Genomic DNA, 12,766 nt, shown 5'->3' with positions numbered 1-12,766 from the left:
TTTATTACTCGTTATTTGCATTTTGTCTTTTTTTGCTTGTGATAAATCAAAAAAAGAATTGACCGAACAGGAAGCTGTACAACTAGTGAATAAAGAATTGTTGAAAAACATCGAACTCCTTTATTCGGATTCCGGAAAGCTCGTTTTAAAAATTGTTGCACCCGAAATGTTGCGTCACATAAAGGATGGGGTTTCTAAAGATGAATTTACCAAAGGTCTTGTAACGACATTCTATCAGGATGGAATCATCAGCAATGTACTCTCCTCTAATTATGCTATCAGGGTTCCTGAGGAAGGCAAAACATACTTGTCGGATCATGTAGTCTTGAATAACCCGAAAGGAGAAAAATTGGAGACCTCAGAACTTATTTGGAATGAAAGGGATGGCAGAATTAAAACAGACAAGTTTGTCAGACTTTCACGTCAGGATGAGATCATACATGCTTATGGATTTGAATCGGATCAGAATTTCCTGAAAGGAATATTACTTTCATCAGAAGCCAAGTTTCCCAGTAAAAAAATATTGGGCGAAATCGACGAAGAAAAAGAAGAATAACGCTCCTTTCTACCTCTTAAATCGCTTCCATTGCCTCTCTTAATTTTTGATAATTGGCAGCAGCCATTGGCACCAGAGGTAATCGAAATTCATTTTCACAAATACCCAACAAATTACAGGCGGCCTTGATCCCTGACGGATTTCCGTCGATATATAACCATTTATGTAAATCAAATAAAGTATTGTTGATCTTCTGTGCTGCATTAAAATCTCCGTTTAAACTCATTCGGATCATCTGAGAAAATTCTTTGGGATAGGCATTTGCAATAACTGAAATTACCCCATCTCCACCTATTCCCACCAGCGCAAGAGCTAAAGGATCGTCACCGGACAAAACCAGGAAATGTTCCGGACGATCTTTTATGATTTTCGTTGCCTGGGCGAGATCACCGGATGCTTCCTTTACCCCTGCAAACTTTGAACTGGCATGTGCGAGCCTTAGCGTGGTCTCTGCGGTTAGATTAGATGCCGTTCTGCCTGGTACATTATATATAATTATTGGCAACTTGGCCACTTTTTCAAGGGCCATATAATGTTGATAAATTCCTTCCTGTGATGGTTTGTTATATGCCGGGCTACTGGACAATATGGCTGAAATTCCTGTTGTATCCAGTGACTCTATTTCTTCTGCAACTTCTTGGGTGTTGTTACCACCGATGCCCACAATGATCTGCGCCCTACCGGCTGCCTGCTTGATGGTAAAAGCCAAAAGCTGTGCCTTCTCTTCTTTTGTTAGGGTTACAGATTCCCCGGTGGTCCCCATGCTGATCAAAGAGTTTACCCCTCCAGCTATACAGTGTTCTATGAGTTTCTGCAAAGCTGGGTAATCAATTTCCTTTTCTTTGTTAAAGGGAGTGATCAAGGCAACCCCTGTTCCCCTCAAATGACTATAATTTGGCATATTTAAAATTATTCCCTGTCTGATTTTTCTTCTAATTCATGAAAACGACCCATCTTCTCATATTTTTCAATCCTTAGGGTGATTCTTTGTTCAGGACTCATGTTGACTAAATCTTCCAGACTTGATTTAATATGCTTTTTCAAGGATTTAGCCATGGCTTCAGGATCTGAATGCGCCCCACCTACAGGTTCTTTTACAATACCATCTATCAATCCAAACGATGCCATGTGATCGGCTGTAAGCTTTAATGCTTCAGCAGCTGTCTCTTTGAATTCCCAACTTCTCCAAAGGATGGAAGAGCAGGATTCAGGGGAAATTACAGAGTACCAGGTATTTTCAAGCATAAACACTTTATCCCCTACACCTATTCCTAAAGCACCCCCGGAAGCCCCCTCTCCAATAATATAGCAAAGGATTGGCACCTTAAGCTGTGCCATTTCGAATAGATTTCGGGCAATAGCCTCTGCTTGTCCGCGCTCTTCAGCCTCAATTCCCGGATAAGCTCCTGGTGTGTCTATAAATGTGACTACCGGAAAATTAAATCGCTCAGCCATTTTCATCAGACGTAGGGCCTTGCGGTATCCCTCCGGATTTGCCATCCCAAAATTCCTGTAACTCCGCTGTTTGGTGGTCGTACCTTTCTGATGACCAATGATGACAAAGGTCTGATTGTCGATTTGGCCAAGACCACCTACTATCGCCTTGTCATCTTTAATATTCCTGTCCCCATGCAGTTCGACAAACTTTTTGCAAATCTGAGAAATGTAATAAAGGGTATAAGGTCTTTCCGGATGTCTGGAAAGTTGTACCCTTTGCCAGCCCGTAAGGTTAGAATAAATTTCTTTTCTCTTGGTTTTTATGCGATTTTCCAGTTCCTGAATCTGCGCCGTCATGTCTATCGAACCGTCACTGGATATTTTTTTAATCTGCTCGAGCTGCTCAAACATCACCTCAAGTGGCTTTTCAAATTCCATAAATATCATAATATCAAATGTTTAGGCTCTGGAGGCCATCAGAAAATGAGATTCTTAAAAAACGAAGCCAAAATAGTACAATGCCTTTGGACTAGCTAATAAATCAAAGTTTTATTTTTAAAATGATTTTCTGTGAGATTTCCCGAAAATACCTATTTTTGCCTCGCTTTTCACCTCAAAGGAGGAGAATATAAATTTGAAGTTTACAAATACTATCAAATTTATGGGTTTGCAATGGAATCCGAATTCTAATCATTCTTCTTTCATTTAAGAAGAATCAATAGATATTGGATCGGTAGTTCAGCTGGTTAGAATGCCGCCCTGTCATCCCCAACGAGTTGGGGACGGGTTCGAATCACCATCAAGGTTTTGTTTGCTTCCTTTAAAAGTATTCATCCTCATGCTCCATTATGTTGGAGTTGAGTTTTAAAATATTGGATCGGTAGTTCAGCTGGTTAGAATGCCGCCCTGTCATCCCCAACGAGTTGGGGACGGGTTTGAATCACCATCAAGGTTTTGTTTGCTTCCTTTAAAAGTATTCATCCTCATGCTCCATTATGTTGGAGTTGAGTTTTAAAATATTGGATCGGTAGTTCAGCTGGTTAGAATGCCGCCCTGTCATCCCCAACGAGTTGGGGACGGGTTCGAATCACCATCAAGGTTTTGTTTGCTTCCTTTAAAAGTATTCATCCTCATGCTCCATTATGTTGGAGTTGAGTTTTAAAATATTGGATCGGTAGTTCAGCTGGTTAGAATGCCGCCCTGTCACGGCGGAGGTCGCGGGTTCGAATCCCGTCCGGTCCGCAAAAGCCTTCAATTGAAAAATTGAGGGCTTTTTGTTTTTTATAAGATTTTAACACCTCTAATATGATACACTATGAACCACTATGTCTACATTATTTACAGTCAAAATTTTAATACTTATTATAAGGGATACTCCTTAAGTCCCTTGCAAAGACTCGCAGAACACAACGCCAACAAAAGCACCTTCACCGCCGGAAAAGGGCCCTGGGTTTTAGTTCATTTAGAATTTTTTAGTAACAAATCCATGGCTCTAAAAAGAGAAGCCGCTTTGAAAAAATATGATCATCGCCAACTTATTGATCTCATAAATTCCACTGTAAATCAATTGAACTTTTTCTTGAGTCAATGAATAAATTTATCTGCTATTGAATTTGACATTCTTTTCAGTTTGCAAGCTCTAAGAATTCATGATTGCAAAATCATAAATTCTTGTTTACTTTTTCAACATTACCATTCGAAATAGCACTTCGCCGCCCTCTCATCCCCAACAAGTTGGGGACGGGTTCGAATCCCGCATTCAGGTCCCCAACTCGTTGGGGAGCCGGTCCGCAAAAGCCTTCAATTGAAAAATTGAGGGCTTTTTGTTTTTTATAAGATTTTAACACCTCTAATATGATACACTATGAACCACTATGTCTACATTATTTACAGTCAAAATTTTAATACTTATTATAAGGGATACTCTTTAAGTCCCTTGCAAAGACTCGCAGAACACAACGCCAACAAAAGCACCTTCACCGCCGGAAAAGGGCCCTGGGTTTTAGTTCATTTAGAAGTTTTTAGTAACAAATCCATGGCTCTAAAAAGAGAAGCCGCTTTGAAAAAATATGATCATCGCCAACTTATTGATCTCATAAATTCCACTGTAAATCAATTGAACTTTTTCTTGAGTCAATGAATAAATTTATCTGCTATTGAATTTGACATTCTTTTCAGTTTGCAAGCTCTAAGAATTCATGATTGCAAAATCATAAATTCTTGTTTACTTTTTCAACATTACCATTCGAAATAGCACTTCGCCGCCCTCTCATCCCCAACAAGTTGGGGACGGGTTCGAATCCCGCATTCAGGTCCCCAACTCGTTGGGGAGTTGGTCCGCAAAAGCCTTCAATTGAAAAATTGAGGGCTTTTTGTTTTTTATAAGATTTTAACACCTCTAATATGATACACTATGAACCACTATGTCTACATTATTTACAGTCAAAATTTTAATACTTATTATAAGGGATACTCCTTAAGTCCCTTGCAAAGACTCGCAGAACACAACGCCAACAAAAGCACCTTCACCGCCGGAAAAGGGCCCTGGGTTTTAGTTCATTTAGAAGTTTTTAGTAACAAATCCATGGCTCTAAAAAGAGAAGCCGCTTTGAAAAAATATGATCATCGCCAACTTATTGATCTCATAAATTCCACTGTAAATCAATTGAACTTTTTCTTGAGTCAATGAATAAATTTATCTGCTATTGAATTTGACATTCTTTTCAGTTTGCAAGCTCTAAGAATTCATGATTGCAAAATCATAAATTCTTGTTTACTTTTTCAACATTACCATTCGAAATAGCACTTCGCCGCCCTCTCATCCCCAACAAGTTGGGGACGGGTTCGAATCTTACCATTAAACCTATTCTTGGTTAAATTAAATTAAGGAAGAATTATCAGTTTTCGATTAACCGTAAATTTATTATTAGATAAACTGATTAGGTAAATTCCTGGTGTAATCCCACTAAGTTCAATCTTTTTTGATACTTCACCAATATTGCCCTGTAAAAGTTTATTGCCTTGAATGTCGTATATCACGTAATAATTAAAAACTTCTTTACTATTTACAAGGATCAAATGATCCTTTGCAGGATTGGGATAAAGTAAAATCTCGGTATTTAGATCTGTCCCCAAAATAGTGGTGGATACAGAACCACAATCTCTTTTTTGTTCAAGTGCTGATTTAATCAAATTCATATTTGCTCCGATATCTTTGCCATCAGATCCATTCTGGAAATATGGACTCGAATTTTCCAATCGATAATTTAAATAATTTGAACTACCATTTGCAAAATCAATAAAACCAATTGTATTTGTATTGTTTGGAAAATAATTTTTACTTACTCCTGAAAAGTTTGTGTATTTTCCGGAATCCCCTTTTATCAAAACATTCTTATGAAACCGTTTATTGGCATCGGTTATGTCCGCAAAATAATTCGCGATAGTGGCATTTCCTTGACTAAATCCGGGTCCGTAAATTCCCTGGTATCCACCTGCAGATATAAAACTGTTGGATAGATTATTGGTATATACTAATCCATTCATTTTTTTGTATGCCCATGTGATCGATCCGGTATGAAAAATAGTATTGTGATCTATAATTACATTTTCCGGTTCTCCGATATGAAAAGCAGTGCCCATGTTCGGTCCGGCATTATTTTGATCCCCGTACAACATGCCATTAATATCTTCAAATAAATTATTACTTATTCTAATTCTCTTTGACCGAATTCCTTTTCCATCATCTGATCCTGAAATCGAAATACCAGCGCCGGTATGTTTGATGATATTATTTCGAATAGTGATATCACTCACTTCTGCTTGGGGTGAGCCCCCATTCTCCGTCCTGATGGTGAGCAGTATGGCATAGCCACTTTGACCAATTGGAAGATCAGCCCAACAGTTTTCCAAAGTATTACCTTCCAACAATACCCGTTTACCTGTTTTTAATTCAAAAATATTTTTTACCGTCCAATGCTTTCCTGCATAATTTGGATCCCCTACCCTCCAGGACTTGGGTTTAAAAAAATGATTCTGCCTGATTTCAACATCTGAAGGAACTAAGCCAGGTATTGCTGCTGCACCACCCCCAAATAGAATATTCTCTCCGGATGCCTCCAGGTAATTATTTAGAATTTTAAAAGGACCGGGACCATTAATACAGGATATTGCCTGTGCGTCAAATCCAATGCTGTGAAAATCTGAAATGTGACAATCAATCACCGCGGAGTATGCACAATCCATTCGGACACCATATTTCATAATATCCCCCTTCGTATGACCATGAATAAAACAACGATCAAGGATCAAGTGATGGGGTACTTTTGAGAACTGATTTTGTTGATTTGATCCATCACCTAAATTGATTAATCCGTAACTATTTATAACCTTCTCATCTGCTTTAATTTCCAATCCGACCAACCGGTAATGATGAGTACCAATTTCAGTTTTAAAGCATGGAACGCCGGATAAATTGTCCGTTATTACTTTCGGCAAAGCATCTGTTTGGGATGGATACTTTTGGTCACCAGTCATTTGAAATGGCATTATCCTGTTCCCTTCAACAGGAAGCAAATCCATTTTTGATGACATCACAATAATCCATTTTTCACTTTGCTGCTTCGCTGGTAATAAGAAACTTCCTTTAAAATCAACGCCTGCATCCAATATAATAATTGTGCCTGGCAAAGCCTGGTTTAAGGCCAATTGCAAATTGTTAAAATCTCTGCCTACTGGTCCCACAGAAATTCTTTTGTAACCTGTTGTATCTGGAAAACAGGTGATCACGGAATCTGTGAAAGGAAGAAATGAGGTGTCCACCTGACCATAAAGTTCCATTATTGAAATCAGTAGCAGTAATAACTTTAGACAATATTTAACCATGGATTTAATTTTTTTGGATTGAAACAAACTTAAGGTCGATTTATAACAATATTATCTTTACGTTCAAACGAATCATGAATTTACAAAATCTAAAATAAAACATTTAATGCTTATTTTTTACACACTAACAAAAATTGATCTAAACTCTTAGTGGATCAAATATTCTTGAATTAAATAATCTATGGAAGAATGCGATGTCTATTAATAATTAGGTCAACAGATCTGAAATCTAAATTAAAAAAATTACACCTTAAATTATTCTTTACATGATCATTCTTGCGAGAAAAAACAAAACTGCACTGATGATCATCGTGGCAGGCAGTGTAAGTACCCAGGCCAATACAATATTTTTGATCGTTGAGGCTTGAAGGTTTTTAATTCCCTTTGTTGCAACCATTGCTCCTGCAACACCCGAAGACAATACATGTGTAGTAGATACAGGAAGACCCAATCCGGAAGCAAGACCTATGGTGCTGGATGCAATTAATTCTGCCGATGCGCCTTCTGCGTAGGTCATGTGTCGCTTACCTATTTTCTCACCTATGGTAACCACAATTCTCCGCCATCCAATCATGGTCCCAATACCCAAAGAAATGGATATCGCAAGTATGATCCAAAACGGAACGTAATTAGTGTTATGATTAAAATAAGCGATTTCTGATTTAATTAACTTACGGTTACTATGAGAAGAAATGGCATTTGGTTCTGCAAGTATCAATTTTAACTCTTTAGCTAAAACATTCATTTCCTTTCGCACGCGCATCACTTCTTTATTGCTGTTGGCGTCCAACTTACGTACATCATCAGCAAATCCTGCAATATTTTCTGCACGGGCACAAAGAATTCGTTCTAACTCAAAATTCTGAGTCGATTCTTTCACCAAAACCTTTTCCAACACAACCATTCTGTTGATGCATTCATCCTTATTAAACTCAGGTGCTAAGGCAAACTTGGTCGGTACAAAAGCAAGCAGAACAATCAGCATCAATCCCACTCCCTTCTGACCGTCATTGGAACCATGAAAAAAACTCACCAATGTACAGGTTACGATCAGCAGACCGCGAATCCATATTGGAGGCTTACTGTCAGGTTCCGGTTCTTTAAAAATGGCTTTATCCACCACATTTCTCTTTAATATAAACATCAAGGCTATGGCCATGGTAAATCCAAAGAGTGGAGAAAACAGCAAGGCATTCCCAATTTTGAAAGCCTCGTTCCAATTGACACCAGCTTTAAGATTATTGTCCGGCACCAGAGTAAATGCTATTCCAACCCCAAGTAAGGAACCAATTAAAGTATGCGAACTGGAACAAGGAATTCCAAAATACCAAGTTCCAAGGTTCCAAATAATTGCTCCAATAAGTGCTGAAGCGACCATGGCAATGGCCTCATTTGTGCTCCTGCTTAGTACAGATTCCAATGGTAGCAGCTGGGCTATTTTAGTGGCTACTGCCATGCCAAAAATATAACTGCTCGAAATTACACCCAAAAAATTCATTAATCCTGACCAAATTACAGCCTGTATAGGCTTTAAAGACTTGGTATAAATCACAGTAGCTACTGCATTGGCGGTATCATGAAAACCATTTACAAACTCAAAAATGCACACTAATAAAATACATACCACAAAACTAAAAAGCAAGGTACCTTCTAACCCAAATTCAAATTCCAACATGGCTGCCCTAATTAAGACCTAAATATAATCTCAAATGTTTATCTACTTAGCCAATATTAAGAAATTATGAACAAATTGTTAAGTGGCGTTCAAAATTACGAGGAATCAAAGTGAGAAATCTTAAATAGAACCCTTTTAAACTGAATTTTGTTAACTTCAGTAATGAAACGAAATAAGAAAAACAAAAGAACACAGGATCTTTTAAGCAACAGTAAACTTTTAAGGTTTTTTGCGGACAATAAGGATAAGGCTTATGGTATAAGTGCAATTAAACGCAGGCTTAGATTGGATAAGCTAGGCAATCTGTTGGAATTACTGGAAACGCTGGAACATAAAAAACTCATCGAAAGAGTATCTCCCGGAAAATGGATTTATAAAGGATTTGCTGCACAACCGCTCAAAGGAAAAGAAGAAATCTATGAGGGTGTGGTGGATGTCGCCCGTGCAGGTTTTGCTTACATCCTTTGTAAGGGCCTTAGTAGAGATATTTTTGTGAGCCAGAAAAACCTTTTTGGCGCACAAGATGGTGATTTTGTCCAGGTGCGTGTGGTCAGAATGTACATGAACAAACCTGAAGGGGTGGTTACAAAAGTTCTGCAAAGGTCAAGAACCCAGTTTGTGGGTGTTTACCGTGCCCATAAGAACCATTCCGTCGTTCTCCTGGAAAATGCAGGCCAGATCATGGAGATTTTCCTTCAAAATGATGCCTTGGATGGATTGGTGGACTTTGATCGTGTGGTGGTTGAAATTACACACTGGAAACAAAAACCGGGGGACAAAATGCAAGGGAGGGTCGTTCGCACCCTTGGCCAGGAGAAAACCATTAATATGGAAATGGAATCCATACTTGCCGGAGCCGGTTTCCCTTTAGACTTTCCATCCGCGGTGTTGCATGAAGCATCAGAAATTGTGGAACATGAATACGACCTTGAAGAAAGAAGAGATTTTAGAGAAATTACCACTTTTACAATTGATCCTGTTGACGCCAAAGATTTCGACGATGCGCTCTCCTATTCGCGGACAGAGGATGGACTACTTGAAATCGGAATTCACATCGCAGATGTAAGCCATTTCGTTAAGTCTGATTCCGCACTTGACAAAGAGGCTTTGAAAAGAGGTAATTCTGTTTATCTGGTAGATCGAGTGCTTCCTATGTTGCCGGAGAAATTGTCCAATGAACTATGTTCCCTTCGTCCTAATGAAGATAAACTTACTTTTTCCGTTGTATTTACCTACGACGAAGAAATGAATATTAAAAAACACTGGATAGGAAAATCTGTCATTCACAGCAAACGTAGATTTACTTATGAAGAGGTTCAGGAAATTCTCCATGGTAAAGTAGGGGACTTTGTACTCGAACTAAATCACCTGAATGATATAGCCAAACACACCCGAAAGGAAAGACTTCGCAACGGCGCCATTGACTTTGAATCAGATGAGGTTAGGTTCAAACTGGATGAAGCTGGTCTTCCAAAAGAATTGTTTGTAAAACAAAGGCTGGATGCCCACATGCTGATAGAAGAATTTATGCTGTTGGCAAATAAATACGTGGCACACTTCATGGCTTTCAAAAATAAAAGCATTCCAGTGCCCTTTGTATATCGTATCCATGATCTTCCGGACCCTGATAAACTTCAGGATTTTATGGTTTTTGCACATGAACTTGGTGTTAAGCTGGACCTCAGCACCCCAAAGAAAATTTCCAAATCCCTGAATCAACTTGCAGAATTAATTAAAGAAAATGAAGACTTAAAAATTCTGCAACCTTTGGCAATACGCACAATGGCAAAAGCAGAATACAATCCTAATAATATAGGACATTATGGTTTAGCTTTTGAATATTATACCCATTTTACCTCGCCGATCAGACGATATGCAGATTTAATGGTACACCGGATCTTGTTCGACAATCTCAAAAAAGAAAAAAGATATCGTTTGGATACTATCGAAGCACAATGCAGGTATATTTCATCACAGGAACGTAAAGCAATGGAAGCTGAGCGAGAATCCATAAGATATTTTCAGGTGTTTTATCTTAAAGACAAAATCGGAGAAATTTATGATGGCAGAATAACCGGCATGAATGATCGTGGATTTTATGTTCAGCTTATTGAGAATCAATGTGAAGGTGTATTACTACTGGATGATATGGACGATCAGATCGAAGTTAAGAAGAATCGTTTATCTGCCAGTTCATCCATTTCAGACCAACAATGGAAAATGGGAGACCACATTAAAGTAAAAATTGTTTCTGCGGATCTAGATGATAGAGAATTGGTCTTTAGTCTGGAAACAAACAGCAATTAATTGGTAATGTGAATTTTGTTAAATAAAGATTCCTGATCTGAAAATGCAATGACAAAATAGATTCCCTTAGGAAAAGTGCTGACATCAAACTCAAGCCCTAATAGGCTATCCTCACTCGATATGGACTCCGTTACCAGCTTTCCCCTACAATCATAAATTTTACAAGAAAAAATTCGTCCTCTGGTATTGTTAATAATGATTTGGCCGGTCTTTTCGTGATAGGCGCTTTGCCAATAAAGTTTCATGGATCTTTCATCCACCCTTGCAGGGACAAAATCTCTCGGTTTTATTTTTGGCCCAGTATATTCGTAAGCGCCTAAATCTACTTGTGATCCCAGCAGTCTGTTGGAACCTACAAAGTCATAGGCAGTTATTTGCGTATTCGTCCCTGCGTTAATTGCAGGACTCTTTGGTCTAAGATTGAAATCCAGAAAAGTTTCATTATTGTTGGCTCGGACAAACATCGGATCAGCTACCAAATCATTTATTCCCTGGTCAAATCCAGAAGAATTAAAATAAAGATTATGGCTTAAAGTAAAATTTTCAATATTGGTGATTTTGTTTCCAAGCTTTCCCTGATTGGCAAAAAATATATTGTTTATGATTCTTGAATTTTTGACATTGCGCACGAATATTTCTCCACAATTTACTTGCTTGTTTCGATTGTTTCTAAAACAAGTATTGTTCAACACATCAACCTTGTTACTTTCATAAATATCTATTGCAACGCCTCCATTGTTATAAATAACATTATTGGATACCAGACTCTGCATTTGATAACCTTGTATACCTTGTACCCCCGTAGCATACCTATTGTCCCTAATGGATATACCGCTTGCGGAATAAGTTTTTTCACAGGATTCAATTTCTTTTTCCAACCTTGAATACCTGCGATGATTATAAATTGTATTGGCATTAATGAAATTGTGATAACCTTCACGGCTATCCAATTCAACTAAAAATTGGATTCGTATACCACCATTATTGGTCAGACTAAGTTCCCCATTATCATGAATCTGGTTATAGGAAATAGTGAGATAATCTGCATGGTTAACCATTATTCCTGTTCCCGGACAATTATGAATAAAATTATTGTAGATCTTAATGTGGTGTGAAATTTTTTCCCGAGAAGCTACCCGTTCAACAAGAATGCCGTTTCCTTTGGAAGTCAAATGATCAGGCATTGCTTCGTGGGCCTGTTTTTCAAAATGATGCAAATCCATCATGATGTCAAATCCTTCAATGGAAATATAAGAAGCGGATTCAATGACAATTCCTGCCTCTCCCGTGACAAGTACCACAGGCCGATCAACGCCTAAATTCTTATAAGTTATCCAGTTATTTTCTGTCCCGGAACGACGGACTTTTAAAACAGATTTCTCTTTTGAACTATAGCTTCCACTGTCTACAAATATGGTATCTCCGGGCAAACTTACATCAGAAGCTTTTTGCAAACTGGAAAAAGCATCTGTTAAATTTATGCCGCTATTGTTGTCATTACCTTTTGGTGATACATACAACGCCCTCGATTGCGATTCAAGAATCGGGAGAAATATCCAGGCACAAATTATTAAATATCGAATCGGCATATGAAGGAAGGTTTAATAGTTAGAGAATGTAAACCCCTAATTCGCTGCAAACTTAAGGAGAAAACCAAAGATTAAACGTTTCTCAGAAGAATCCCACCTAACTAAAAAAAGCACCCCAACTTGGAGTGCCTTTTTCATCGGCGTTCTTGACGCAACTTTACTTCTTTAATCTCTCATGATCTGATACAAATATACCTGAATCAACAAGCATTATACATCAGGTAAAACCATGATATTTAAAAAATCAGGGTTTACCCCTAAATTTTGAAAGCTTAAAATGAGGCACAAAAAAATAAATCTGTATTATTTATGTAAGAT

The 12,766-nt window shown here is 38.1% G+C and carries 10 protein-coding genes and 1 tRNA gene; 6 read left to right on the top strand and 5 right to left on the bottom strand.

Features of this window, described 5'->3' with window-relative positions; genetic code table 11:
- Positions 1–22: 22 nt before the first annotated feature.
- Positions 23–556 carry an LPS export ABC transporter periplasmic protein LptC gene (gene lptC, locus IPJ83_04740; GenBank protein ID MBK7879848.1) on the top strand — a complete coding sequence of 178 codons (534 nt, stop codon included), beginning with the start codon at positions 23–25 and terminating at the stop codon, positions 554–556.
- Between the two features lie 16 nt (positions 557–572).
- On the opposite strand, the gene IPJ83_04735 is transcribed toward lptC, so the two are convergent.
- Positions 573–1,457 carry a 4-hydroxy-tetrahydrodipicolinate synthase gene (locus tag IPJ83_04735; GenBank protein MBK7879847.1) on the bottom strand — a complete coding sequence of 295 codons (885 nt, stop codon included), beginning with the start codon at positions 1,455–1,457 and terminating at the stop codon, positions 573–575.
- An 8-nt stretch (positions 1,458–1,465) separates the two neighbouring features.
- Positions 1,466–2,440: an acetyl-CoA carboxylase carboxyltransferase subunit alpha gene (locus tag IPJ83_04730; protein MBK7879846.1), complete on the bottom strand. Its 975-nt coding sequence runs from the start codon at positions 2,438–2,440 to the stop codon at positions 1,466–1,468.
- A 721-nt stretch (positions 2,441–3,161) separates the two neighbouring features.
- On the opposite strand from IPJ83_04730, the gene IPJ83_04725 reads away from it, so the two are divergent.
- The 4 genes from IPJ83_04725 (at position 3,162) to IPJ83_04710 (ending at position 4,682) form a co-directional block, all read left to right on the top strand.
- A tRNA-Asp gene (locus IPJ83_04725) sits at positions 3,162–3,235 on the top strand.
- 73 nt (positions 3,236–3,308) lie between these two features.
- On the top strand, positions 3,309–3,584 hold the full coding sequence (locus IPJ83_04720) for a GIY-YIG nuclease family protein (protein ID MBK7879845.1): 276 nt from the start codon (positions 3,309–3,311) through the stop codon (positions 3,582–3,584).
- Between the two features lie 273 nt (positions 3,585–3,857).
- Positions 3,858–4,133, top strand: a complete 276-nt coding sequence (locus tag IPJ83_04715) for a GIY-YIG nuclease family protein (protein ID MBK7879844.1) — start codon at positions 3,858–3,860, stop codon at positions 4,131–4,133.
- A 273-nt stretch (positions 4,134–4,406) separates the two neighbouring features.
- On the top strand, positions 4,407–4,682 hold the full coding sequence (locus tag IPJ83_04710; GenBank protein ID MBK7879843.1) for a GIY-YIG nuclease family protein: 276 nt from the start codon (positions 4,407–4,409) through the stop codon (positions 4,680–4,682).
- A gap of 194 nt (positions 4,683–4,876) precedes the next feature.
- Here IPJ83_04710 and IPJ83_04705 read toward each other — a convergent pair whose 3' ends face one another.
- A complete protein-coding gene (locus IPJ83_04705; GenBank protein MBK7879842.1) occupies positions 4,877–6,877 on the bottom strand; it encodes a T9SS type A sorting domain-containing protein in 2,001 nt (666 codons plus the stop codon).
- Positions 6,878–7,139: 262 nt separating this feature from the next.
- On the bottom strand, positions 7,140–8,552 hold the full coding sequence (locus tag IPJ83_04700; GenBank protein ID MBK7879841.1) for an inorganic phosphate transporter: 1,413 nt from the start codon (positions 8,550–8,552) through the stop codon (positions 7,140–7,142).
- Positions 8,553–8,714: 162 nt separating this feature from the next.
- On the opposite strand from IPJ83_04700, the gene rnr reads away from it, so the two are divergent.
- A complete protein-coding gene (gene rnr / locus IPJ83_04695; GenBank protein MBK7879840.1) occupies positions 8,715–10,859 on the top strand; it encodes a ribonuclease R in 2,145 nt (714 codons plus the stop codon).
- On the opposite strand, the gene IPJ83_04690 is transcribed toward rnr, so the two are convergent.
- On the bottom strand, positions 10,856–12,448 hold the full coding sequence (locus tag IPJ83_04690) for a right-handed parallel beta-helix repeat-containing protein (protein MBK7879839.1): 1,593 nt from the start codon (positions 12,446–12,448) through the stop codon (positions 10,856–10,858). The two genes, rnr and IPJ83_04690, sit on opposite strands and share 4 nt — an antisense overlap.
- Between the last annotated feature and the right edge of the window lie 318 nt (positions 12,449–12,766).

The organism is Candidatus Vicinibacter proximus, assembly GCA_016713905.1.
Taxonomy (GTDB): domain Bacteria; phylum Bacteroidota; class Bacteroidia; order Chitinophagales; family Saprospiraceae; genus Vicinibacter; species Vicinibacter proximus.
The sequence above is the reverse complement of the archived record's forward strand: the minus strand, read 5'-3'. Positions and strand labels throughout refer to the sequence as shown.